The organism is Streptomyces chengmaiensis (assembly GCF_029846775.1).
Classification (GTDB): domain Bacteria; phylum Actinomycetota; class Actinomycetes; order Streptomycetales; family Streptomycetaceae; genus Streptomyces; species Streptomyces chengmaiensis.
In genome coordinates this window covers 11,925-36,510 of record NZ_JARWBG010000010.1, presented here as the reverse complement: position 1 = coordinate 36,510, position 24,586 = coordinate 11,925, and the positions used below count along the sequence as shown (strand labels likewise).

General features: G+C 71.5%; 21 protein-coding genes and 1 pseudogene. 7 read left to right on the top strand and 15 right to left on the bottom strand.

Features of this window, described 5'->3' with window-relative positions:
• The 6 genes from QCN29_RS11110 to QCN29_RS11085 form a co-directional block, all read right to left on the bottom strand.
• Positions 1-738: a TerD family protein gene (locus tag QCN29_RS11110; protein ID WP_240139541.1), complete on the bottom strand. Its 738-nt coding sequence runs from the start codon at positions 736-738 to the stop codon at positions 1-3.
• Between the two features lie 130 nt (positions 739-868).
• A complete protein-coding gene (locus QCN29_RS11105) occupies positions 869-2,035 on the bottom strand; it encodes a DUF475 domain-containing protein (RefSeq protein WP_279927672.1) in 1,167 nt (388 codons plus the stop codon).
• A 72-nt stretch (positions 2,036-2,107) separates the two neighbouring features.
• A complete protein-coding gene (locus QCN29_RS11100) occupies positions 2,108-2,683 on the bottom strand; it encodes a TerD family protein (RefSeq protein ID WP_240139543.1) in 576 nt (191 codons plus the stop codon).
• A 248-nt stretch (positions 2,684-2,931) separates the two neighbouring features.
• On the bottom strand, positions 2,932-3,507 hold the full coding sequence (locus QCN29_RS11095) for a TerD family protein (RefSeq protein ID WP_240139544.1): 576 nt from the start codon (positions 3,505-3,507) through the stop codon (positions 2,932-2,934).
• 111 nt (positions 3,508-3,618) lie between these two features.
• Positions 3,619-4,077, bottom strand: a complete 459-nt coding sequence (locus tag QCN29_RS11090) for a peroxiredoxin (RefSeq protein ID WP_279927670.1) — start codon at positions 4,075-4,077, stop codon at positions 3,619-3,621.
• Between the two features lie 157 nt (positions 4,078-4,234).
• Positions 4,235-4,657, bottom strand: coding sequence for a DUF3052 domain-containing protein (locus tag QCN29_RS11085; protein ID WP_240139546.1), 423 nt, complete (start codon positions 4,655-4,657; stop codon positions 4,235-4,237).
• 501 nt (positions 4,658-5,158) lie between these two features.
• On the opposite strand from QCN29_RS11085, the gene aceE reads away from it, so the two are divergent.
• Positions 5,159-7,906, top strand: a complete 2,748-nt coding sequence (gene aceE, locus QCN29_RS11080) for a pyruvate dehydrogenase (acetyl-transferring), homodimeric type (RefSeq protein ID WP_279927668.1) — start codon at positions 5,159-5,161, stop codon at positions 7,904-7,906.
• 291 nt (positions 7,907-8,197) lie between these two features.
• On the top strand, positions 8,198-9,058 hold the full coding sequence (locus QCN29_RS11075; RefSeq protein ID WP_279927666.1) for a potassium channel family protein: 861 nt from the start codon (positions 8,198-8,200) through the stop codon (positions 9,056-9,058).
• A 123-nt stretch (positions 9,059-9,181) separates the two neighbouring features.
• On the opposite strand, the gene QCN29_RS11070 is transcribed toward QCN29_RS11075, so the two are convergent.
• Complete coding sequence (locus QCN29_RS11070) at positions 9,182-9,580, bottom strand: peptidase inhibitor family I36 protein (protein ID WP_279927809.1); 399 nt, start codon at positions 9,578-9,580, stop codon at positions 9,182-9,184.
• Positions 9,581-9,828: 248 nt separating this feature from the next.
• Between QCN29_RS11070 and QCN29_RS11065 the strand changes: the two genes are divergently transcribed.
• On the top strand, positions 9,829-11,046 hold the full coding sequence (locus tag QCN29_RS11065; protein WP_279927664.1) for an alpha/beta hydrolase: 1,218 nt from the start codon (positions 9,829-9,831) through the stop codon (positions 11,044-11,046).
• 95 nt (positions 11,047-11,141) lie between these two features.
• Positions 11,142-11,999: a DUF4429 domain-containing protein gene (locus QCN29_RS11060; protein WP_279927663.1), complete on the top strand. Its 858-nt coding sequence runs from the start codon at positions 11,142-11,144 to the stop codon at positions 11,997-11,999.
• Between the two features lie 240 nt (positions 12,000-12,239).
• On the opposite strand, the gene QCN29_RS11055 is transcribed toward QCN29_RS11060, so the two are convergent.
• Positions 12,240-13,181, bottom strand: coding sequence for an aldo/keto reductase (locus tag QCN29_RS11055; RefSeq protein WP_279927808.1), 942 nt, complete (start codon positions 13,179-13,181; stop codon positions 12,240-12,242).
• A 305-nt stretch (positions 13,182-13,486) separates the two neighbouring features.
• Positions 13,487-13,936, bottom strand: a pseudogene (locus QCN29_RS11050) (MerR family transcriptional regulator); the annotation flags it as partial.
• Positions 13,937-14,017: 81 nt separating this feature from the next.
• On the opposite strand from QCN29_RS11050, the gene QCN29_RS11045 reads away from it, so the two are divergent.
• Positions 14,018-14,836: a serine hydrolase domain-containing protein gene (locus QCN29_RS11045; RefSeq protein WP_279927660.1), complete on the top strand. Its 819-nt coding sequence runs from the start codon at positions 14,018-14,020 to the stop codon at positions 14,834-14,836.
• Here QCN29_RS11045 and QCN29_RS11040 read toward each other — a convergent pair.
• From QCN29_RS11040 to QCN29_RS11020, 5 genes are all read right to left on the bottom strand, one after another.
• Complete coding sequence (locus QCN29_RS11040) at positions 14,799-15,416, bottom strand: hypothetical protein (protein WP_279927659.1); 618 nt, start codon at positions 15,414-15,416, stop codon at positions 14,799-14,801. The two genes, QCN29_RS11045 and QCN29_RS11040, sit on opposite strands and share 38 nt — an antisense overlap.
• Positions 15,413-16,894 (bottom strand): sensor histidine kinase, encoded by a 1,482-nt coding sequence (locus tag QCN29_RS11035; RefSeq protein ID WP_279927658.1) that lies wholly within the window; start codon positions 16,892-16,894, stop codon positions 15,413-15,415. Before QCN29_RS11035 ends, QCN29_RS11040 begins: the two co-directional genes overlap by 4 nt.
• 176 nt (positions 16,895-17,070) lie before the next feature.
• Positions 17,071-17,751 carry a response regulator transcription factor gene (locus QCN29_RS11030; protein ID WP_279927657.1) on the bottom strand — a complete coding sequence of 227 codons (681 nt, stop codon included), beginning with the start codon at positions 17,749-17,751 and terminating at the stop codon, positions 17,071-17,073.
• 42 nt (positions 17,752-17,793) lie between these two features.
• Positions 17,794-19,395 carry a murein biosynthesis integral membrane protein MurJ gene (gene murJ / locus QCN29_RS11025; protein WP_398859175.1) on the bottom strand — a complete coding sequence of 534 codons (1,602 nt, stop codon included), beginning with the start codon at positions 19,393-19,395 and terminating at the stop codon, positions 17,794-17,796.
• A 350-nt stretch (positions 19,396-19,745) separates the two neighbouring features.
• A complete protein-coding gene (locus QCN29_RS11020; protein ID WP_398859171.1) occupies positions 19,746-20,960 on the bottom strand; it encodes a lipid II:glycine glycyltransferase FemX in 1,215 nt (404 codons plus the stop codon).
• Positions 20,961-21,133: 173 nt separating this feature from the next.
• On the opposite strand from QCN29_RS11020, the gene QCN29_RS11015 reads away from it, so the two are divergent.
• Positions 21,134-22,396 carry a L,D-transpeptidase gene (locus QCN29_RS11015; protein ID WP_279927655.1) on the top strand — a complete coding sequence of 421 codons (1,263 nt, stop codon included), beginning with the start codon at positions 21,134-21,136 and terminating at the stop codon, positions 22,394-22,396.
• Positions 22,397-22,452: 56 nt separating this feature from the next.
• Here the strand turns inward: QCN29_RS11015 and QCN29_RS11010 are convergent, their stop codons facing one another.
• Positions 22,453-23,112, bottom strand: coding sequence for a pirin family protein (locus QCN29_RS11010; RefSeq protein ID WP_279927654.1), 660 nt, complete (start codon positions 23,110-23,112; stop codon positions 22,453-22,455).
• Positions 23,113-23,329: 217 nt separating this feature from the next.
• Here QCN29_RS11010 and QCN29_RS11005 point away from each other — a divergent pair, with 217 nt between their 5' ends.
• Positions 23,330-24,514 (top strand): PucR family transcriptional regulator, encoded by a 1,185-nt coding sequence (locus QCN29_RS11005; protein WP_240139560.1) that lies wholly within the window; start codon positions 23,330-23,332, stop codon positions 24,512-24,514.
• Positions 24,515-24,586: the final 72 nt, after the last annotated feature.

The window sequence follows — 24,586 nt, the reverse complement described above, 5'->3', positions numbered from 1 at the left end:
TCAGACACGGCTCTTGTAGCCGCGCCCCCACTGCAGACCCCAGCCGTACAGCCGGTCCAGCTCGGCCTGAAAGCCGTAGACGAACTTCACCTCGCGGCGCACGACCAGCTCGTCCTTGACCTTCTCCACGGTGAACACCGCACACGAGCGGGCCTGCGGGGCGCGCTCGTCGAGGTCTATCTCCACCCGCGGGCCGTTGCTGGGGTAGAGGGTCACCTTGGCCTGCGTACGGTCGAAGGCCGGGGTCGCGTCATAGATGTAGACGAAGAACAGCAGTCGCCGGATGTCTTCGCGGTGGTCGAGATTGACGTAGACCGTCTCTCCGGAAGGTGCGCCGAACCGGTCGTCGCCGCTGAGCTTCACATACGGCGGCTCGTTGAGGCTGCCCAGGAAGCCGCCGAGGGGCTGGACCACTCCCTTGGAGCCATCCGTCAGCTCATACAGACAGCCGAGGTCGAGGTCCACGTTGACCACGCCCTGGGTGTGCGCCTGGACGACCTCGGGCTGGAAGAGCCTGAAGGGGCGGCGCAGCAGGCCGCCGCTCCGCCGGGACCGGCCCTCGATGTCGGAGGTGCGCATGCGCCAGGAGAGGTTGACGCGGAGATTGCCGGTGGCGGCGCCCTGCTTGGTGAGCGAGACGGTCGGTTTCCGCCGGGTCAGTTCGATGGAGTTGGCGCCGCCGCCCGCGTCGAAGTCGAACGACCGCCTGCCGCCCAGCAGACCGTCCCAGAAAGCCATCTCCACCACCCCCAGATGTCCCGGTGTCCCCTGACGCACGACCGGTATACGGGCATACGACAGCGGGGCGGTCGTCAGGCCGTCGGCCCGAGACCGCCCCGCTCTGTGCGCTTCCCGCTACAGCCCGGGGTCACACCCCGGAGGACACCTCGGTCTTCTCACCCGAGCCGCCGGGGCCCCCGGAGCCGGGGTCGTCCCCGCCCGCTGCCGCGAGGGCGCGGTTGCGGCGCACGGAGGAGAAGAAGGACCAGGCGATCAGCGCCACGCCGATCAGGCCGGTGACGACCTCGGGAACCTCGTACTGGATGGTGATCAGCAGGATCACGGCCAGCGCGCCGATGGCGTAGTGGGCGCCGTGCTCCAGGTACACATAGTCGTCGAGGGTGCCCTGGCGGACCAGATAGACGGTCAGCGAACGCACATACATGGCGCCGATGCCGAGACCCAGCGCGATGACCACGGGGTCGTTGCTGACCGCGAAGGCGCCGATGACGCCGTCGAAGGAGAAGGACGCGTCCAGCACCTCGAGGTACATGAACATGAAGAAGGCGGCCTTGCCGACGAGCTTGGTCGCCGCGAGCGGCTTGCCGGTCCTCTTGGCCTCTTCCTCCGCCTCGTGCTCACGCTCCTCCTCTTCCTCGAGCTTGTCCTCGAAGAAGCCGGAGAGTCCGCCGACGATCATGTAGGTGACCACACCCGCGACGCCGGCGAGCAGCACGGTCGCGGACTTGTCGGCGTGGACTCCGCCGTACTGGTGGGCGTGGACGGCGAAGGTGGTCGCGGTGATCAGCAGCACGATCAGCGCGATGCAGGCCGACAGCATGTCGACCTTGCCGAGCTTGGCGAGCGGCCGCTCCAGCCAGGCCAGCCACTTGATCTCGCGCTCCTCGAAGATGAACTCCAGGAAGATCATCAGCAGGAACATGCCGCCGAAGGCGGCGATCGCCGGATGGGCGTCGGTGACCAGTTCCTCGTACCGCTCATGGTCGGTCAGCGCGAGGTCGACGGCCTCGATCGGGCCGAGCTGCGCGGTGATCGAGACGATCACCACCGGGAAGACCAGCCTCATGCCGAAGACGGCGATCAGGATGCCGATGGTGAGGAAGATCTTCTGCCAGAACTCGCTCATCTTCTTCAGCACGCCGGCGTTGACCACCGCGTTGTCGAAGGAGAGCGAGACTTCGAGGACGCTCAGGATCGCGACCAGCCAGAAGGCCGTCCACCCCCCGTAAAGCACCGCCGCGACCAGGCCGAGCGCAGTTACTGCGAACGACCAGCCGAAGGTCTTGAAAACCACTGGCTACCCAATCGTGTCATGGAGGTCGCCCAAAGAGTCCTTGGGCGACCGTCCCCCGCGCCGCGCACGGCTTTACGAAACATTGACTCCGAAGTCTAGAGCGATGCCCCGCAGCCCCGACGCGTACCCCTGCCCCACCGCCCGGAACTTCCATTCGCCGCCGTAGCGGTACAGCTCACCGAAGATCATCGCGGTCTCGGTGGAAGCGTCCTCACTCAGGTCGTAGCGGGCGAGCTCCTGGCCGTCCGCCTGGTTGACCACGCGAATGAATGCATTGCTGACCTGCCCGAAGGTCTGGCCGCGATTGTCTGCCTCATGGATGGAGACCGGGAAGACGATCTTGTCGCAGTGGGCGGGCACCTTGCCGAGATCCACCAGCAGCGACTCGTCGTCACCGTCCCCCTCGCCCGTGAGGTTGTCACCGGTGTGCTCGACCGAGCCGTCGGGGCTGGTGAGGTTGTTGTAGAAGACGAACCACTCGTCGCCCAGCACCCGGCCGGACTGGCAGAGCAGGGCGCTGGCGTCGAGGTCGAAGGGCGCTCCGGTCGTGGAGCGCGCGTCCCAGCCGAGTCCGACCAGCACCTGCGTGAGGTTGGGTGCGGCCTTGGAGAGGGAGACATTGCCTCCCTTGGCGAGTGTGACGCCCATGATGGTGAGTCCTCCCCGGGTGATGTGGTGCGAGACGCCGCACCGGCGGCGGCGGTGCGTGCGGTGCGTGCCGCACGCCGATGTACGCGGCGGCGACGGGCGGTGCGGCGACGACGACCGCACGACGGCACGGCGCCTGCGGCGCCGGTCTGTCAGGCGCGTCCGGCGCCGCACTGTGCAGTGCGACGCCGGACGCGGGATGCTGCTGCTGCGCGGAGCGCGCCGGCTCGGACGCCGGCTCAGCCGACTCAGACGTTGACGCCGAAGTCCTGAGCGATGCCGCGCAGACCCGAGGCGTACCCCTGGCCGATGGCGCGGAACTTCCACTCCGCGCCGTGGCGGTACAGCTCGCCGAAGACCATCGCGGTCTCGGTCGAGGCGTCCTCGGTCAGGTCGTAGCGGGCGAGCTCCTCGCCGTTGGCCTGGTTCACCACGCGGATGAAGGCGTTGCGCACCTGGCCGAACGACTGCTGGCGGGTCTCGGCGTCGTAGATCGAGACCGGGAACACGATCTTCTCGACGTCGCCCGGGACCCCGGCGAGGTTGACCTTGATCTGCTCGTCGTCGCCCTCGCCCTCACCGGTGAGGTTGTCACCGGTGTGCTCGACGGAGCCGTCGGCGCTCTTGAGGTTGTTGAAGAAGACGAAATTGCCGTCCACGGCGACCTTGCCCTCGGCGTTGGTCAGCAGGGCGCTGGCGTCGAGGTCGAAGTCGGTTCCGGTGGTGGTCCGCACGTCCCAGCCGAGACCGACGGTCACCGCGGTCAGATTGGGCGCGGCCTTGGTCAGCGAGACGTTGCCGCCCTTGCTGAGGCTGACTCCCACGAGTCCCTCCATTGGTTGTCAGGGGCAGCGCCCCCGTTGTGCCTTGCATCGGATCAACGTCTGGATCCTAGTGACCGGTTCCCGGGTCAAACAGACACTTCGACCGAAGAATCACAGGGTGTCGAGAGCCTTGACGTAGTCGTTCAGATCCCGGGCGTCCGGCAGATCGTTGACGACGGTCCAGCGGACCGTGCCCGAGGCGTCGATGACGAAGGTGCCGCGCACCGCGCACCCCTTCTCCTCGTCGAAGACGCCGTACGCCCGCGCGGCCTCGCCGTGCGGCCAGAAGTCGGAGAGCAGCGGATACTCCAGTCCCTCCTGCTCGCCGAAGATGCGCAGGCTGTGCATCGAGTCGGCGGAGACGGCGAGCAGCTGCGTCTCGTCGTTGACGAACGACGGCAGCTGCTCCTGGAGCGCACGGAGCTCGCCCGTGCACACACCGGTGAACGCGAACGGATAGAAGAGCAGGACGACGCGCTTGCCGCCACGGAAGTCCGCGAGCCGCACGGTGCGTCCGTGGTTGTCCTTCAGCTCAAAGTCCGGGGCCTGTGCGCCGACCTCGATCGCCATGTCCACTCCACCTCTTTGGGAACTCCGCTCCCGCTGGGCCGAACCGGTGAAGCCCCACCCTACGCGCCTGTGCCAGGGCCCCGCGGCGGCTGGGCGGCCACGGGGCCCTCGAGGGTGCGGCTCCACCCCTTGGGCGGATGAGCCGAAGGGGGAGGATTCAGCGCTTGGGTGCGGCGAGACGGACGCCCGACCAGTCCTTGCCGACGCTGATGCTCTTGGATGAGGAGAGGCCGGCGGTCTTGGCCGCGTCGATCACATCGCTCGGCTCGACGTATCCGTCACGACCGGTCTTCGGCGTCAGCAGACAGATGACACCGCCCTCGTCCAGCAGGCCGATGGCATCGACCAGCGCGTCCGTGAGATCGCCGTCCTCGTCGCGGAACCAGAGCACGACGGCGTCGGCGACGTCGTCGTAGTCCTCGTCCACGAGCTCCTGACCGATCACGGACTCGATGCCTTCACGGAGATCCTGGTCGACGTCGTCGTCGTAACCGATCTCCTGGACCACCTGTCCGGGAGAGAACCCCAGCTTTCCAGCCGGGTTGGTCCGCTCCTCCGCGTGGTCCGCGGTCGCGCTCACGGCTTGCCTCCTGATCGTGTGTGGAAAATGCTGCAGCCGCGCGCGTACGCGCGGCGTTGGCCGTAGTCCACACGTGCTGGGCGGATCGCGCAAGTACCCGGCCGCCGAGACCGCCGAAACGGTGACGTTTGCGGCCGTCTCGCCGCAAGTCCAGGCACGCTCGAGGGACTGAGGGCGACCCAGGGCACACCCTTCGACGGCCTTTGCGGCTTTTCTTCCCGGCAACCCGCCCTCATACGCCACCCAATCGCGAACAAAGGGCCGAAACGCCTGCGCGATCCCGGTGCGCGCATACGACGTGCATACGGCGTGCACACGGCGTAGCACCCCGCCCGCATACGACGCGCACCCCCGCCCGCCCGCGACCTGACACAGGACTTCGGGGTTACCCCTGGGTAGAGATGACGTTTCCCGTCCAGCGGTACACGATGGGAGACGGTGCACGCCCGCCCTGTCGCAACTCCCGCCCTGTCACACCTCTCCTAACAGTGAAGGAACAGCGTGGCTTCCGGATCAGATCGCAACCCGATCATCATTGGCGGCCTTCCCAGTCAGGTCCCGGACTTCGATCCCGAAGAGACCCAGGAGTGGCTGGACTCCCTCGACGCCGCCGTCGACGAGCGGGGGCGGGAGCGCGCCCGCTACCTGATGCTCCGCCTGATCGAGCGGGCCCGTGAGAAGCGCGTGGCCGTGCCCGAGATGCGCTCCACGGACTACGTCAACACCATCGCCACCAAGGACGAGCCGTTCTTCCCCGGAAACGAGGAGATCGAGCGGAGCATCCTCAACGCCACCCGGTGGAACGCGGCCGTCATGGTCTCGCGCGCCCAGCGCCCCGGGATCGGCGTCGGCGGCCATATCGCCACCTTCGCCTCCTCCGCCTCCCTCTACGACGTGGGCTTCAACCACTTCTTCCGCGGCAAGGACGAGGGCGACGGCGGCGACCAGATCTTCTTCCAGGGGCACGCCTCCCCCGGGATCTACGCCCGCGCCTTCCTGCTCGACCGGCTCGACGAGGCCCGGCTCGACGCCTTCCGCCAGGAGAAGTCCAAGGCCCCCGACGGTCTGTCGTCCTATCCGCATCCGCGGCTGATGCCGGACTTCTGGGAGTTCCCGACCGTCTCCATGGGCCTGGGCCCGATCAGCGCCATCTACCAGGCGCGGATGAACCGCTATATGGAGGCCCGCGGCATCGCCGACACCTCCAGGTCCCACGTCTGGGCCTTCCTCGGCGACGGCGAGATGGACGAGCCGGAGTCGCTCGGCCAGCTCTCCATCGCAGCCCGCGAGGGCCTGGACAATCTGACCTTCGTGGTCAACTGCAATCTCCAGCGGCTGGACGGCCCGGTGCGCGGCAACGGCAAGATCATCCAGGAGCTGGAGTCGCAGTTCCGCGGCGCCGGCTGGAATGTGATCAAGCTGATCTGGGACCGCACCTGGGACCCGCTGCTCGCCCAGGACCGGGACGGCGTGCTGGTCAACAAGCTGAACATCACGCCGGACGGGCAGTTCCAGACGTACGCCACCGAGACCGGCGCATACATCCGCGACCACTTCTTCGGCGACGACCACCGGCTGCGCGCGATGGTCGCGAACATGACCGACCACCAGATCCTGATGCTCGGCCGCGGCGGCCACGACCACCGCAAGATCTACGCCGCCTACTCGGCGGCCCGTGCCCACAAGGGCCAGCCCACGGTGATCCTCGCCCAGACCGTGAAGGGCTGGACGCTCGGCCCGAACTTCGAGGGCCGCAACGCCACCCACCAGATGAAGAAGCTGACGGTCGACGACCTCAAGGGCTTCCGGGACCGGCTGCACCTGCCCATCGCGGACAAGGACCTGGAAAGCGGCCTGCCGCCGTACTACCACCCCGGCCGCGACTCCGAAGAGATCCAGTACATGCACGACCGGCGCAAGTCCCTGGGCGGGTACGCGCCGACCCGCGTCGTGCGCGCGAAGCCCCTGCAACTGCCCGACGACAAGGTGTACGCGGCCGTCAAGAAGGGCTCCGGACAGCAGTCCATCGCCACCACCATGGCGTTCGTCCGGCTGCTGAAGGACCTGATGCGGGACAAGGAGATCGGCAAGCGGTTCGTACTGATCGCGCCGGACGAGTACCGCACCTTCGGCATGGACTCCTTCTTCCCGAGCGCCAAGATCTACAACCCGCTGGGGCAGCAGTACGAGGCGGTGGACCGCGAGCTGCTGCTCGCCTACAAGGAGTCCCCCACCGGACAGATGCTGCACGACGGCATCTCGGAGGCCGGCTGCACCGCCTCGCTGATCGCCGCGGGCTCCGCGTACGCCACCCACGGCGAACCGTTGGTCCCGGTGTACGTCTTCTACTCGATGTTCGGCTTCCAGCGCACCGGCGACCAGTTCTGGCAGATGGCGGACCAGCTGGCGCGCGGCTTCGTGCTGGGCGCGACCGCCGGGCGCACCACGCTGACCGGCGAGGGCCTGCAGCACGCGGACGGCCACTCGCAGCTGCTGGCCTCCACAAACCCGGCGTGCGTCGCCTACGACCCCGCCTTCGGCTTCGAGATCGCCCATATCGTCAAGGACGGTCTGCGCCGGATGTACGGCTCCGACGCCGAGCACCCCCACGGCGAGGACGTCTTCTACTACCTGACCGTCTACAACGAGCCCATCCAGCACCCGGCCGAACCCGACGACGTGGACGTCGAGGGCATCCTCAAGGGCCTCCACCGCTTCAAGGCGGGCGAGGCCGGCGACCTGTCCGCCCAGATCCTGGCGTCCGGCGTCGCCGTGCCCTGGGCCGTGGAGGCGCAGCGGCTGCTGGCCGAGGAGTGGAACGTCCGCGCCGACGTGTGGTCGGCGACCTCCTGGAACGAGCTGCGGCGCGACGCCGTCGCCACGGACGAGCACAACCTCCTCCACCCGGAGGAGGAGCAGCGCGTTCCGTACGTCACCCGGAAGCTGTCCGGGGCGGCCGGTCCGTTCGTCGCGGTCTCCGACTGGATGCGGTCCGTGCCGGACCAGATCTCCCGCTGGGTGCCGGGGACGTACACCTCCCTGGGCGCCGACGGCTTCGGCTTCGCGGACACGCGGGGCGCGGCGCGGCGGTACTTCCACATCGACGCGCAGTCGATCGTGCTGGCGGTGCTGACGGAGCTGGCGCGGGAGGGAAAGCTGGACCGCTCGGTTCTGAAGCAGGCGGTCGACCGTTATCAGCTGCTGGACGTCGCCGCGGCTGAGCCGGGTGCGGCGGGCGGCGACGCGTAGCCGCCTGCGGCGCGCATACGGGGTCCGGGGCCGGGGCACCTCGCCTCGTGCCGAGCCACGGGGCCTCGCTCCGGGTCCGGGTCCCGCCCCAGGCCCGGACCCGGAGCCCGGCTCGAGCCGGGAGCCCGGGGGCCTCGCTTCGTACTGGCCCCCGGGACCCGCGGTCCCCGAGGCACCCGGAGCCTCGCCCCGCGCCGCCCCAGGCCCGGGGCGCTCGGGTGGGCGGGGCGAGCGGAAAGGCCCGGGGGAAGGGTGCACGGGGGCGTCGGCCCCACATGCGGTGCCCCTAACATGCTGCGCATGAACGAAACGTCCGCCCAAGATCGGTGGGAGCGGCGCAGTCAGGGGCCCCTCCTGTGGCTCGCCGTCGCCTTCGCCGTCGCGTACGCCGTACCCGTCGTCGCCCCTGACTCCGCCCCCTGGGTGCGCACCCTGTGCGTGATCACGAACTGGGTGGTCTGGGCGGCGTTCGCCGTGGACTACACCGCACGGCTGTGGCTCGCCGAGAACCGGATGCGTTTCGTCCGCTCCAACCCGCTCTCCCTGCTCGCCGTCGCCCTCCCCCTCCTCCAGCCGCTACGGCTGCTCAAGCTGGTCTCGATGCTGCTGCTCGCGGGCCAGCGGGCCCGTATGGCGTCGCAGGTGCGGGTGACGACCTATGTCGCCGGCTCCTGCCTCGGGCTGCTGATCTTCGGGGCGCTGGCGGTGCTGGAGGTGGAACGCCATGCGCCCGGTGCGTCGATCCAGTCGCTGGGCGACGCCCTGTGGTGGGCGTTCACCACGATGACCACCGTCGGGTACGGGGACATGGCGCCCACGACCGGCGTCGGCCGGATCCTGGCGGTGGGGCTGATGCTCTCCGGCATCGCCCTGCTCGGTGTGGTCACGGCGAACATCGCCGCTTGGTTCATCGCCCGCTTCGAGAAGGACGAGGACGCCGAGCGCCGTCACTCCGAGGCCATCGAGGCACTGACCGCCGAGGTCCGCTCGCTGCGTGCCGAGGTGGCGCGGCTGTCCGAACCGGAATCCGAGCGGGAAACCGACCGGGGATCCGAGAGGGATTCGCAGCCGGCCTCCGAGCCGGGCGGCGAGCCGGTCCCCGCGCCGGGATCCGCCCCGGTCCCCGCGGCCCGGACCGCGGCCCGGTCATAGACGACGAGGTTCCGGCGCGCCGTCCTCTCCGACGCGAACGCCACGGCGGAGGTGTGGCTGCGCCCCCACAGGTGCCGGACGTCCGCTACGTCCGGCACCCCGCGCCGGCCGGGCGGACAGGCCTCAGCTCTCCCACAGTTTGAACGCCCGCACCCGGTACGGCGAGCGCGGCGCCCATGTCCCGCTGCCCGGGTACGTCTCGAACTCGCCCGTCTCCGCGCATTCGCCCGACTGGTAGGTGGTGACCGGCCGTCCGGTCCTGTTGGCCAGTGACTGGGCCGCGGCCCCCGCCGGAAGCCGGATGCAGGACTCGATGTCGGTGTCGGCGAGTTCGAAGGTCTGGCGGGGGCCCTGGAAGTCGTCCTCGGGCCACAGGCAGAGCTGCCCCGGCCCACAGGGCCCGAGGTCCGCCGGCGCCCCGGAGGCCGCGGCGGTTGCCGCGGGGGCCGACAGCAGGGCGGCGGCGGTCGCGGCGAGCACCGCGAACGCGGCGGTGGCCGTGGCGGTGGCGGTGGCGGTCATCTGCATCTGGTTCTCCCCCGTACGGTGTGGTCCTGCTCTGGAACCACGGTGGGCCGCCCGGCCCCGACCGGGGAAGGGCGCCTGCGGCCGATCACCCTGATGGGCGACTGGCCCTCCTCCCCCGGCAAGCACCCGGTAGCCGCAGGCGACCAAGGCGCGGCGCACGTCCTCGGCGCGCGCGGGCGCGAAACGTGATCTGCCTCACGGTATTCACAGAGGTGCCCGTGAGTCTCCTAGGGTGTCCCGCAGTGACTTCCTTCAACACCTCCCCCACCCTCCCCGTCTGGCGCGCAGTGCTGGCTCTGGCCGTCGTGTTCGTGATGCTGGCGACGACGGGGTGGACCGCCGTACGACACCACGGCGGTCCACGGGACGCCCTGGAAGCCGAGTTGACCGGGTGGCGGAAGGAGCGGGTGGGGACTCGTGCCCTGCCCTCGCCCGACTCTCCGCCACAGCGCATCGCCGCGTTCTTCGCGTCGATCGGCTCGGCGCGGCAGCACCGACTCGCGGACCGCTTCCCCCGCATCGTCGGCAATCTCAACGGCGCGCCCGTCAGCCTGCGTTACCGCGCCAACCGCAGCTCTCTCGGCGCGACGCTGAAGATGGAGGGCGAGCGGCTCCGCAAGGCCTCGTCCCGGCTGACCCGCGAGGGTCGGCACACCGCCGCCCGCCGGCTGCACCGCTTCCGGGCGCTGATGGCCCCCGACCGGCAGATCCTCGCCTTCGACCCGTCCGGTTCCGGGAAGGTCGCCGAGGTCTTCGGCGACCTCGACCGCGCCGAGCGGGTCTCGGTCGTGGTCCCGGGCGTCGACACCAATCTGCTCACCTTCCAGAGGACCGCGCGCAAGTACACCGCTCCGGTGGGCATGGCGCAGTCGCTGTACGCCGCCGAGCAGGCCGCGGCGCCCGGGGCCCGTACGGCCGTCATCGCATGGGCGGACTACACCGCGCCCGTCGGGATCGGCATGGACTCGGCGATCGGCCGGCTCGCGGAGAGCGGCGCGGTGCGGCTGACGGCGCTGACCGAGGCGCTCCCCGGCGACTCGGAGGTCGCGCTGTTCTGCCACAGCTACGGTTCCGTGGTCTGCGGGGTCGCCGCGCGCGGCCTGCCGCCGCGCGTCACCGACCTGGCGGTCGCGGGCAGTCCCGGCATGCGCGCGGAGAACGTCGCAGGCCTGGGCACCCGTGCCCGGGTGTGGGCGATGCGGGACGAGGACGACTGGATCGAGGACGTGCCGCATCTGGCGGTCGGGGGGCTCGGGCACGGCGAGGACCCGGTCGCGCCCGACTTCGGCGCGCGTGTGCTGTCGGCTGCGGGCGCGGTCGGCCACGCAGGCTATTTCAAGCCGGGAACGGGGAGTGTGGAGAACTTCGCCGCGATAGGCGTCGGCTCCTACGGCGACGTGGAATGTGCGCCGGGTCATCGGGCCTGCCGCAGCGGTATTTCCGGCGCAAAAGGCATCTGACGCGCGTAGACCGCCGTGGATCGAGGTGGATCCGGGTGGATTTGGCTGGTTGCCAAGGGGCGACGCGCGGGCGTACGCCGCATACGATGAGGCGTATGGGTGATGTGCTGGCCGGAATTCAAGCCACTTGGGAGTTCGAGTCCGACTCCGTGCTCATCCGCTTCGAACGGGGGATCCGTACGCCGAAGCTGCTCTCCGTGCTCGGTGAACGGCGCATCCCCCACGAGGCGTTGGCGTCGGTGACGCTCACTCCCGGCAAGCGGGGGACGGTGGCGCTGCGCGCCGTGCCCAGATCCGGCGCGGACCCGCTGATGGAAGCGGCCGCGGACCAACTCAAGGAGGCCTGCGACCCCTACCGGCTGGTACTGCCGGCCGAGCGGGAGACACTCGCCGAGTACTACGCCGACGAGCTGCGGGCCCGGCTGAGCCCGGACGCGGACCGGCCGGCGGACCGCTTCACAGTGGCGGCCCCGCCCCCGCCGCTGCACTTCAAGGCCTACGACGGCAAGGCCTCGTTCGACGGCACGCACGTCTCCTTCCGCTGGTTCCGGACGGGCGCGTCGTCGGCGAAGTGGAAGGCCGGCGACCAGAGCTTCCCGGTGGCGGAGCTGAGCGGGGTGGAGTGGCGCTCGCCCGAGGTCTTCGACGGCTGTCTGCGGCTGCTGCGGGACGGCGGCACGCCCGGGGAGCGGGCGCAGCCGGACCAGGACCCCGCCGCGGTGGTCTTCGGACTGGGCTACGGGCCGGTGCACGAGTCGCTGCCGTTCGCGGCGGCGGTGCTGGAGTCGATCCGCACGACGTCGGCCGTCCCGGCCCTGGCGATCCCCTCGGCCCGCCGCGACCCGGCGGACATCGCGGACCGGATCCGGCATCTGGGGGAGCTGCACCAGGCGGGACTGGTGACGGACGAGGAGTTCACCAGCAAGAAGGCGGAGCTCCTGGCGGAGCTGTGACCGGGGCCGGGCCCCGTGTCATACCGTTCCGATCCTGGCCCGGCCGGCCTGGCTGCCGCCGTTCGCCGCAGTGCTGATCCTGACCGGCCGCCGCAGCCGGTCCTTCGAGGCGCCGTGGCACGGTGCGGGCCGGGGGCGGCGGCGGTCGCGGGGCTGCTGGCGGCGTTCTTCGCGGTCTTCGCACTGGGCCTGGCGTGACGCCGGACCGGCCGCCAGGTCATCCGCCGGGACGCACTCGGATCACTCGCGGCCCGCCGACGTGCTCGACATGTCCGGGTACCGCTCGCCCGCCACCCGGGCCGCGATGGCGTCCAGGGTCTTCAGCTCGGCCTCGTCGAGGACCAGCCGGGCGGCCGCCGTGTTCTCCTCCAGGCGGGTGCGCCTGCGGGTGCCGGGGATCGGGATCACCGGCAGACCGTGCGCCCCGGCCCGGTGGTGGACCCAGGCGAGGGCGATCTGGGCGAGGGTGGCGCGGTGGGCGGCCGCGATCTCCCGCAGGGGGGCGAGCAGGGCCGCGTTGGCGGTGGCGTTGGGGCCGGTGAGGCGAGGGAAGTAGCGACGCAGGTCGTCCTCGCTGAGCTCCTGTTCGGCGTGGACGAACGCCCCCGTCAGAAAGCCCCGGCCGAGCGGGGAGTACGGCACGAGGGCGGTGCCCAGCTCGGCGGCCGCCGGGACGACCTTCTGCTCGATGTCGCGGCTGAACAGCGACCACTCCGACTGCACGGCGGCGATGGGGTGCACGGCGTGCGCCGCGCGCAGCTCGTCTGCGGTGACCTCGCTCAGGCCGAGGCGTCTGACCTTGCCCTGGGCGACGAGTTCGGCCATCGCGCCGACCGACTCCTCGATGGGGACGTCCGGGTCGCGGCGGTGCATGTAGTAGAGGTCGATCCGGTCCACGCCGAGGCGGCGCAGACTGGCGTCGGCGCACTGGCGGATGTACGCGGGATCGTTGCTGATGGTCCGCCTGGCGGGGTCGTCCGGGTCGAGCCGTATGGCGAACTTGGTGGCCAGCACGATGTCGTCGCGGTGCGCCCGGACGAAGGGGGCGAGGAACTTCTCGTTCTCCCCGGCCCCGTACATGTCGGCCGTGTCGTACAGGGTGACGCCCAGCTCCAGGGCGCGCTCCAGTGTGGCGCGCGCTTCGCGGGCGTCGGTCGGGCCGTAGGCGAAGCTCATGCCCATACAGCCGAGGCCCTGGACGCCGACCTCGTCTCCGGTGCTGCCGAGCGGGGCTCGTGCGAGGGCGGCGGTGCTGTTCGCGGTGTCCGTCTCGGGGGACGTCTTCGGGATGGTCATAGGTGGGTTCAGACCCTCTCCGGCGCCCTGCGGGCGTCAGTGTCGGAGGCGCGTGCGGTGTTGTCGGCGCCGTCGGCGATCTCGGTGTTTGCGGTGTTCTCGGTGTTTACGGTGTTCTCGGTGTTTGCGGTGTTCTCGGTGTTTGCGGTGTTTGCGGTGTTCTCGGCGCTGTCGGCGCTGTCGGCGCTGTCGGCGTAGAAACCGATCTTGCAGTCGAGTACGGCAAGGGTGTCCTGGAGCTCCGCGATCCGGGCGATCACGTCGCGCCGGGTCCGCTCCAGCAGTTCCTTCCTGGCCTCGAAGGTGTGCTCGCCCTCCCGTACGAGATGTGCGTAGCGGACCATGTCCGCCACCGGCATCCCGGTCAGCCGGAGCTTGCCGACGAGCGCGAGCCAGTCCAGGTCCCGGTTGGAGAACCGGCGTTGGCCCGTGTGCGAACGGTCGACGTGCGGCATCAGCCCGATCCGCTCGTACCAGCGCAGGGTGTGCGCGGTGAGCCCGGTCAGGGCCGCGACCTCGCTGATCGTGTACCGGTCCTCACCGGCCGGCCGCGGGTGGGAACCCGAGGCGGAGAGAGAGGCGAACGGCGTGGGAGGGGAAGCGGAGACAGGGGCGGATTCGGGGGTGCTCTCAGTCACCATGCCGCCACGCTAGAACCTTGGAGTGCACTTCAAGCAAGCCCGTTCCGTACGTGTGTCCGCCCACCCCTTAGGCTCATACGCATGCAGAGCCTGGCGATGATCGAGAACTGGCCGACGCCGACCGCGGCGGCCGCCGTCGTGCGCGCGGACGGGACCGTCGCCGGCGCGCACGGTCCCACCGGACACCGCTTCCCGCTCGCCTCCGTCACCAAGCCGCTCGCCGCGTACGCGGCGCTCGTGGCGTACGAGGAGGGGGCGGTCGAACTCGACGAGCCGGCCGGTCCCGAGGGCTCGACCGTGCGGCATCTGCTCGCCCACACCTCCGGTCTCGCCTTCGACGAGCACCGCGCCGTGGCCGCGCCCGGCACACGCAGGATCTACTCCAACGCGGGTTTCGAGGTGCTCGGCGACCACATCGCCAAGGCGACGGACATCCCGTTCGAGGAGTATCTGCGGCAGGCGGTGCTCGAACCGCTGGGGATGACCTCGACCGCGCTCGACGGGTCCCCGGCCAAGGACGCCGTCTCGACGGTCGACGACCTGGTGCGCTTCGCCGCCGAGGTCCAGGCCCCGCGGCTGCTCGACGCCCGCACGGTCCTGGAGGCGATGACCGTCGTCCATCCGGGGCTGACCGGCATCCTGCCCGGCTACGGGCATCAGAAGCCCAACGACTGGGGCCTCGGCTTCGAGATCCGCGACGGCAAGTCCCCGCACTGGACGGGCGCCTCGTCGTCGCCGCGCGCCTTCGGGCACTTCGGCCAGTCCGGCACCTTCCTGTGGATCGACCCGGACGCGGGCGCGGCGTGTGCGGCGCTGACGGACCGGGCGTTCGGGCCGTGGGCGATCGAGGCGTGGCCGACGTTCACGGACGCGGTGCTGGCGGAGCTGAGGTCTGCCTGAGATCGTCGGGTTCGGCGACCTGTGGCGTGGGCCGGGCATCGGCCCCGTCCTCCTCGGCGCAGCGCGACGCGGGCAGCCCGCCGTCCGGGCCGATGAGAAGCACCTCGACGGCGCCCGACGTGTCGGCGGCGTACGCGGTCGTGCACACCAGCTGCCGTACGGCGTGCTCCGGCAGCCCACGCACCGAGAACGCGGCCCTGATCTCGACCCGGCCGGGGAACTCCGCGGACCGCGTCACCCGCAGGGCGCCCACGGGCGGCGGGGGCAGGGCGCTCTCCAGCCCGGCCTCCTGCTCGTGCGGCAGCGGCCCCGCCACCAGCGCGGCGAGGCTTTTGCCGATCGCCTCCTGCGAGATATGCAGTTCCTCGGGTCCGCCGAAGTTCGTGTCGGCCGACCGGGCCACCGGCACCAACTGTCTCTCGGGGCCGACGAAGAACAGCAGCAGCCGGTGTGCTTCGTCGGGGTAGACGTTGACGGTGGCGGGCCCGCCGGCCTCGACGACGCCGGTCCCCTGCACTCCGCAGCCCGCCAGCAGCAGGGCCGCCGATGCGGCGAGAGCCCGGCCCAGAGCCCGCCTCACGAGGTCGCCCCCTCCGTGGTCAGGGGCAGTTCGACGGTGAAGACGGCCCCGCCGCCGGCGGCGTTGGCGGCGCGGACCGTGCCGCCGTGCAGCCGTACGTTCTCCAGGGTGATGGCCAGTCCGAGACCGCTGCCCTCCGAGCGGGTGCGGGCGGCGTCCGCCTTGTAGAAGCGGTCGAAGAGATGCGGCATGGCCTCCTTGCTGATGCCCGGGCCGCTGTCGGCGACCTCCATGACCAGGACTGCCGGTCCCGTGCCGGGGGTCCGGGCGCTCACCCGGACCGTGACGGGCGCGGCGCCGTGCCGCAGCGCGTTGCCGACGAGATTGGCCACGATGACGTCAAAGCGCCGCGGGTCGACGCGGGCGCGGATGGCGTCGGGCAAGTCCGCGACGACGTCGGCGGGATCGCTCCAGCGGCGGCTGTGCAGGGTCTTGCGGATCGTTTCGGCGATGTCGACCTCGTCGAGGTGCAGTTCGGCGGCGCGGGCGTCAAAGCGGGAGATCTCCATCAGATCCTCGACCAGGACGGCGAGCCTGCCCGTCTCCACGCTGATCAACCGGACGGCGGCGGCGGTGTCGCGGTCCAGCGACCCGGCGTCCTCGTCGAGGAGTTCGGTGACGGCGAGCATCCCGGCGAGCGGAGTGCGCAGCTCGTGTGAGACGTCGGCGGCGAAGCGCCGGGCGCGGCTCTCGGCGCGCTGGAGTTCGTCCACCGACCGTTCCAGCGCGCCCGCCGACTCGTTGAAGGTGCGGGCGAGGTCGGCGAGTTCGTCCGACCCCTTTGCCTGGATGCGGGTGTCGAGCCGTCCGCGGCCCATGCTGCGGGCGGCCTCCCGCAGTTCACGCACCGGCCGCAGCACGCTGCGGGCGGACAGCAGAGCGGGCACGAGCGCCACGGCCAGCCCCGGCACCGCGCCGTCCCGGGCGGCCGTGACCATGGCCCGCACGTTGGCCTCCTCGTCGTTCAGCGGCATCACCGCGTACAGCGTCAGCCCGCTGGACTGGTAGGAGTGGCCGGTGGCGAAGACGGCGGGCACCGCGATGGTGAGGTAGGGGTCGCCGCCCTTGACGACGCGCTGGAAGCTGCCGCGGGGGTCGGCGTGGGCGGCGCGGCGCAGCTCCGGGGTGATGACGGTGGAAACCGGGCTGCTGGTGGAGGAGACCCGGACCGATCCGTACTCGGCGAAGACGTACCAGGCGCGGGGCTTTCCGCGGCCCGCTATGCGGCGCAGCTCCCGCTGGAGGTGGGCGCCGTCGACGGGGAGGCCGACGGCGAGGTTGGCCACCTGGTCGCGGAAGGAGGAGACGGCGGTGTTCTGAGTCTGCTCCAGGATGGCGTTGCGGGCTTCGCGATAGGTGAGGGTGGCGGTGGTGCCCGCACTGACGGCGGCGACGAGGAGGAAGGCGAGGACGAGCCGGGTGCGCAGCCCGAAGCGCGCCCGTGTCGGCGACCCGGCAGCCTCACGCGCGTCGCTCACAGATCCCCCTCGTTCGCTTCTCCGCCCACTCGGCGAAACAGCAGACACCGCCACCGCCTGCGACCCGGCAGCCTCGCGTGCGTCGCTCACAGATCCCCCTCGTTCGCTTCTCCGCCCACTCGGCGAAACAGCAGACACCGCCACCGCCTGCGACCCGGCAGCCTCGCGTGCGTCGCTCACAGTGGGCCGAAGCGGTAGCCGAAGCCGCGCAGCGTCTGTATGTAGCGCGGGGTGCCGGGCACGTCCTCGATCTTGTTCCGGAGCCGCCGGACGCAGGCGTCGACCAGTCGGGCGTCGCCGTGGTAGCTGTGCTCCCAGACGTGTTCGAGGAGCTGCTGTCTGCTGAAGACCTGTTCTGGGGCGGCGGTCATATACAGCAGCAGTCTCAGCTCGGAGGGGGCGAGCGTGAGCCGCTGCCCGCCCTTGGAGACGGTCAGCCCGGCGCGGTCGACGGCGAGTTCGCCGTGGACTTCGACGGAGGGCCGGCCGGCGGGCGCCTCGATCCGGCGGAGCACCGCCCTGATCCGGGCGTCGATCACATCGGTGCGGGCGGGTTTGACGATGTAGTCGTCGGCGCCCGCCTCCAGTCCCACCACGACGTCGAAGTCGTCGCCGCGGGCCGTGAGCATGATGATGGGCAGTTGGCTGGCCTCCCGGACCTGGCGGCAGATCTGCACGCCGTTCATGCCCGGCAGCATCAGATCCAGCAGCAGCAGATCGGGGCGGAACTCACCGAGGGCGGCGAGCCCGGCCTCCCCGGTGCCGACGCCGCACACCTCGTGCCCGCGTCGGCGCAGTCCGAGTTCGACGCCTTCGCGGACGGAGGGATCGTCTTCGATCAGCAGGACGCGTGGCATGAGCGGAGTATCCCAACGATGTGTCCGGACAGGTCAGGCAGTTCAGGGGGTTCGGCGGGTTCGGCGCAGGCGGCGGCCGGCGGTGCGGAGCACGGCCCGCACCTCTTCGAGACGCAACGGGCGGGACAGCAGCGCGAAGACCGCCGCGACGGCCGCAGTGCCCGCCGCGGCGGACACGAGCGGCCCGTGCTGCGAGGTCTGCTCGGCGGCCAGGCGGGCGAGGACGGTCGCGGGTGCGGCGGCGAGCAGCAGCCGCGCGAGTGCCGCGGCCGTCGGGGAGCGCCTCAGCCGGGTTCGGGCCCGGGAGCCGGATGTCCGGGCGAGCCGGCGGTGGAGCGTGTACGCGGTGACGGCCCAGCCCGCGAAGAGGGCGGCCGAGTAGGCCCCGGCCATGCCGGTGACCGCCCAGCGGGCGGGCAGCAGCAGATACGCGGCGGCCGAGCCGCCCGCGTTGAGCGCCACGATCACCAGGTTGAGCAGGAAGGGCGTACGGGTGTCGGAGAGCGCGTAGAAGGCGCGGGAGAGCACATACTGGCCGGAGAAGGCGATCAGCCCGGGTGCGAACGCGGCCAACGCGCCCGCCATGACCGCGATGTCGCCGGCGTCGGTCCTGCCGTACTGGTAGACGAGCGCCATGACCGGCTGGGCGAGCGCGAGCAGCGCGCAGGCGGCGGGCACGACGACCGCGAGGCTGCCGCGCAGGGCGTACGCGACGTCCCGGCGCACGGCCGCGGCGTCGCCGTCGGCGGCCGCGCCGCTCATCCGCGGCATAAGGGCGGTGACCAGGGAGACGGTCACGATGCCGTGCGGCACTGCCCACAGCACATAGGCGTTGTTGTAGGCGCTGAAGCCGGCGCCGCCGTCGATGCCGAGCGCGGCGGCCCGGGTGCCGGCGGCTGTGGCGAGCCGGGTCACCGCCCAGTACGCCAGCTGGTTGGTCAGCACCAGCAGGACCAGCCAGCCAGCGGAGCGCAGCGGCCGGGTCAGTCCGCTGCCGCGCCAGTCGAACCGCGGCCGCCAGCGGAACCGGGCCGCTCGCAGCGACGGCCACAGCGCGAGCGCCTGGACGGCGATCCCGGCGGTGGTGCCCCAGCCGAGGAGGGCGGTCTCGGCGGGGGTGAGGGCGCCGCCGGTGCCCGCGGTGACCAGGAACAGCCCGAACACGGCGATGACGACGACGTTGTTGAGGACCGGCGTCCACATCATCGCGCCGAACCGGCCGCGGGCGTTGAGCACCTGCCCGAGCAGGGTGAACAGTCCGAGGAAGAAGATCTGCGGCAGGCAGTAGCGGGCGAAGGCCACGGTGGCGGCCCGCTGCCCGCCGGTGTAGTCCGTGTAGACGTCGACGACGGCGGGCGCGGCGAGCACGGCCGCGGCGGTGAGCACGACAAGTGCGGCGGTGCAGACGGTGAGCAGCCGGTCGGTGTACGCGGCTCCGCCGTCGTCGTGCTCCTTGGCGGCCTTGACGAGCTCCGGCACGAAGACGGCGTTCAGCGCGCCGCCGAGGAGCAGCATGTAGACGATGGTGGGCACGGAGTTCCCGACGGCGTACCCGTCGGCGACCACGCCCACTCCGAGAGCGGCGGCCACCACGGCGGACCGCACGAATCCGGTGGCCCGCGACACGACGGACCCGGCGGCCATGACGGCCCCGCTGCGCGCGACGGACGCCTGCCGCGGGCCGGGTTCCGCGGACCCGGCGCGGTCGTCGCGCTCGGTGCCCGCAGCGTGCCCGCCGCCGGACGACGCTCCGTCCCGCGGTGCGGGGCCTGGGTCCCGGGGTGCGGGGCCTGGGTCCCGGGGTGCGGGGCCTGGGTCCCGCGGTGCCGGGCCTGGGTCCGCGCCGACGTGCGCGGCCGGCGCCGACGCCGTCTCCTCGGACGCCGCACCAGCGGGAACGGCCGGATCGCCCGCCGCCGGCACGGCGGCGTTGCGCCGTGCGGGCGGGACGTCGACGGTCTCGGCGGGGCCGCCGGCCGGCGGGTGGCGCAGGCTCATCGGCGGGTCAGATACGCCTGGAAGGCGCGATACAGCGTGTGGTTGGCGGTGCCGCTCAAGGGTGTCTCCCACTCCCCCAGGGTCTCGACGACCTGTCCCCCGGTGCCGAGCTTCCAGCGCAGCAGCCCGAACGGACGTTCGTCAGGGTCGAGAGTGGAGGGTACCCCGCGCATGTCGTAGACCTCCGCTCCCCGTTCATGGGCGTCGAGGAGCATCCGCCACTGCAGCGCGTTGGAAGGGCGGACCTCGCGGCGGTGGTCGGCGGAGGCGCCCGTCTGGTACCAGACGCGGCTGCCGACCGTCACCATCGTGTGCGCGGCGAGTATCTCGCCCCGCCAGCGGGCGAGATAGAGCTTCATCCGGCCGGGCTCCTCGGCGTTGAGGGCCTTGTACTGGCGTTCGTAGTACGCGAGGGAGCGGCCCAGCCGGAAGCCGTCGCGCTGCTCGGTGATCCTCAGCAGGCGGTGGAACTCGGGGAGGTCGGCGGCCGTGCCGAGCGACACCTCGACTCCTTCCTTCCGGGCGCGCCGGACATTGCGCCGCCACTCCTGGTTGAGGCCCGCCCACAGGTCGTCGGCGGTGCGGCCGGCCAGCGGCACGCGGAAGACGTGGCGGGGCTGCGCATCTCCGTCGCCGCCGTCGCCGCCCTCGCCGCAGCGCCGCCAGCCGCGGGCCCGCAGCCGCTCCGCGACGGCCGCGCCCAGTGGGTCGACCTCGCAGGCGAGGACGTCGGGGAGTCGGCGGCCGCGCCCGGTGAGGGATTTCAGCCGGGCGGCGTTCCAGCGCCGGTACGCGGGCGAGGGCCCGATCCGCACCGCGAACGCGCCCGCCGCCCGCAGCTGGCGCAGCAGCGGGGTGAGCCAGCGGTCGAGGTCCGGGTCGGCCCAGTCGGCGACCGGTCCCTCCGGCAGATAGGCGAAGTGCTTGCGGGTGCCGGGGAGCTGGCGCAGCAGCACCAGGGCGGCTCCGGTGAGCTGCTCCGCCTGCGGCCCGGTCCGCGGGCCCCAGCCGAGCAGCAGGGAGCGCCAGCCCTCCTTGACGTCCGCCCACGAGGGGCACTGCAGAAAACCGGCCCCGAGGGCGGCGCCGGTGCGGGATGCCAGGAACGCGCGGTACGTCGCGGCGGTGACCGGCCCCAGCCAGAACTCGCCGGCCGTCTCCTCCCGGCGCCCGCGTGCTTCCCCTTCTGACGTTGCGAGCAGCGCTGACACTGCGCCTCCCTGAGTTGCGCCGTTGGGTACGTCCGGAAGGCTCACAGCCGACCGTGACCGAACGGCGCGGCGAATGTGACGGGACGACGACCGTTGCGCTCCAGAGGCGGTCACAGAGCCGCTCGTCGGTTTCGGCACGGCCTCGGCGGCCTAGAGTCCCTGGCGTCCCGGCGATGTTCACGCCGTTGCTCCCGCCGACCCCGGAGGTCCCGTTGCGTTCCCGCCAGATACGACGCCAGATACGTGTAGGACACATATGTGCACTGCTCGCGGCCGCCTCGCTCACCGCCACGGGTTGCACCGCCGCCGCGGACACCCCGGGCGGAGAGCCGAAGGCGAAGACGGACGGCGCGCGGCAGGGCGAGGACGGCCGGCCGGTCACCGTGACCGTGACCCCGCAGGGAGACCGGGCCGCCGCCGGCGAGCCGGTGAGGGTCACGGCGGAGGCGGGCACGCTCACCTCCGTCACCGTCACCGACGACAAGGGCCGCACCCTGGCCGGCACGGCTTCGGCGGACGGCCGCACCTGGACGTCGGACCGCGTCGCCGCACCCGGAGCCACCTACACGGTCAAGGCCGCGACCCGCACCGGGGGCGGCCGGGCGGGCACGGCGGGTTCGTCCTTCACCACCGCCCCCGCCGACAAGGTCAACAAGGTCGACTGGCGGCCGGGCGACGGCGCCGTGGTCGGGGTGGCCCAGCCGATCTCGCTGGTCTTCGACCACCCCGTCGAGAACAAGGCCGCTGTCGAGAAGCAACTGAGAGTGACCACCTCGAACAGCACCGAGGGCTCCTGGGGCTGGCTCACCGACTGGTCGGGCAAGGACCGCGTCGACTGGCGTCCGAAGGAGTACTTCGAGCCCGGCACCAAGGTGACCCTGGACGCACGGCTCAACGGCGTCGACTCGGGCGAGGACGGCGGCTGGTTCGTCCGCGACTACAAGGTCGGCTTCACCGTCGGCGACCGCCGGATCGTCAGGGTCGACCTGGACGACAAGCAGCTCACGCTGGAGCGTGACGGCGCGGTGGTCCGGCGGATCCCCGTCTCCGGCGGCACCCCCGGCGGCGACAAGCGCTCCTGGCGGGGCACGGCGGTGCTGATGTCCAAGGAGGGCACGATCCGGATGAACTCCGAGACCGTGGGTCTCGGCAGCGCATACGACAAGATGGTCGACTACTCGATGCGGCTGACCTGGTCGGGCATGTACGCGCACGCCGCGCCGTGGAACGCCGAGTACCTCGGCAAGGCGAACCGCAGCTCCGGCTGCATCGGCATGAGCGACCCCGACGCGGCCTGGCTGTACGGGCAGGTGCGCGTCGGCGATCCCTTCGAGATCGAGGGCGCGGACACCAAGGGCGCCCTCGCCCCGCACAACGGCCTGGGCGTCTGGAACGTCGACTGGGCGGACTGGCAGGCCAAGAGCGCCCTGCGGTAGGCACCCCGGTCAGCCCCCGGCCGGTCGCCGGTCGGGCGCCGGCCGGACCTCGCGGCTCAGCCGCCGAGCTCCCACAGCAGCACCTCGGCGGCTGCCGCCCCCGCCTGGAGCTCAAGACCGTCCTCGCCGCTGATCCGCGCCGAGTCCCCGGGCCCGAGCTCTTCGTCCTCCAGCAGCGCCGCGCCGCGGACCATATGCACATACGCGGCGTTCGCGCCCGGCACCGCGGTCCGCTCGCCGGGGGCGAGCCGGCGTATGTGCAGCAGCGCGCCCGCCTGCGGCAGGGCGTACGGCGTGGAGTCGGCGATGCCGCGCACGATCTCGTACGAGGGCTCGCCGCCCGGGTCGCGCGGTGCGAGCCACATCTGCACGAACACCAGCGGATCGGCGCCGTCGTTGCGTTCGATGTGGCGGACCCCGCCGGCGGAGCTGAGGCGCTGGACGTCGCCGGGCCCTACGACGGTGGCGTGCCCGGCAGAGTCGCGGTGGGTCAGTTCGCCTTCGACCACCCAGGTGACGATCTCGGTGTGGCTGTGCGGATGCTCGTCGAATCCGGCGCCGGGCGCGAGGCGCTCCTCGTTGCAGGCGAGGATCGCGTCGAAGCGGAGGTTGTCGGGGTCGTAGAAGCTCCCGAAGGAGAACGCGTGCCAGGACTCGATGCCCGCGTCCGCATCGCCCCCGCGGTAGCGCTCCCCTGCCCGCCGTACAGAAATCACGCCCCCACGGTATCCCCGCGTCCCAGCGCCGGAACCGCCGCGTCCGGAGTACGCCAAAGGCCTCGTTCCCCCATATGCCAGACGCCGCGTCCAGGGGACGCCACGCGCGGTCCCCGCGACGCCCGCCAGCCCCCTTGTATACCCCGTACGCCCCGTACGCACCGGTAGCCCGACCCGCCACTCCGCGCACCCGTCCCGATAAGGCACTCTTGTCCCCGTGCCAGAACCTGCAGCGAACGACGAACACCCGCACTCCGCGACTCTGCGCCGGCTGGAGCGGTCCTCCGGCCGGCTCGCCGCAAGCGCCATCGCGCGCATGGACGAGACGCTGCCCTGGTACCGGGCGATGCCCCCGGAGAACCGGTCCTGGATCGGACTGGTGGCGCAGGCGGGCATCGCCGCGTTCACCGAGTGGTTCCGGCATCCGGAGACCCCCCAGGCGATCTCGACGGACGTCTTCGGCACGGCGCCGCGCGAGCTGACCCGGGCGATCACGCTGCGCCAGACCGTGGAGATGGTGCGCACCACCATCGAGGTCATGGAGTCGGCGATCGAGGAGGTCGCGGCGCCGGGCGACGAGTCGGTGCTCCGCGAGGCGCTGCTCGTCTACGCACGGGAGATCGCCTTCGCCACCGCACAGGTGTACGCACAGGCCGCCGAGGCCCGCGGCGCGTGGGACGCCCGGCTGGAGTCGCTGGTCGTCAACGCGGTGCTGTCGGGCGAGGCCGACGAGGGCGCGGTCTCCCGGGCCGCCGCCCTCGGCTGGAACGCGCCCGAGCATGTGTGCGTCATCCTGGGCACCGCACCCGACGGGGACAGCGAGCTGACGGTGGAGGCGATCCGCCGGGCCGCCCGGCACGCCAAGCTCCAGGTGCTGACCGGGGTGCTCGGGGACCGGCTCGTGGTCATCGCGGGCGGCAGCGACAACCCGCTGCAGGTCGCCAAGGCGCTGATCGGGCCGTATGCGGCAGGGCCCGTGGTGGCCGGTCCCGTGGTGCCCGATCTGCTCGCGGCCACGCGCTCCGCGCAGGCCGCGGCCGCCGGGCTCAAGGCGTGTTCGGCCTGGCAGGACGCCCCGCGCCCGGTGCTCGCGGACGATCTGCTGCCGGAGCGCGCGATCGCCGCCGACCCGGCCGCGCGCGAGCAGCTGGTGGAGGAGATCTACAGACCACTGGAGGAAGCGGGCTCGGCGCTGCTGGAGACGCTGAGCGTCTATCTGGAGCAGGCGAGCAGCTTGGAGGGCGCCGCACGGATGCTCTTCGTCCACCCCAACACCGTGCGCTACCGGCTGCGACGTGTGACTGATGTCACCGGGTGGTCACCCTCCGATGTTCGCTCGGCGTTCACTCTGCGGATCGCACTGATCCTGGGGCGTCTGGCCGACGCCGACTCCCAGCCCTAATCTTTTGTCGAACACCAACAATTCCCCCAACGGTTCTTCGTCCCTGTCCCCACGGGCATTTGGAGCCGTCCA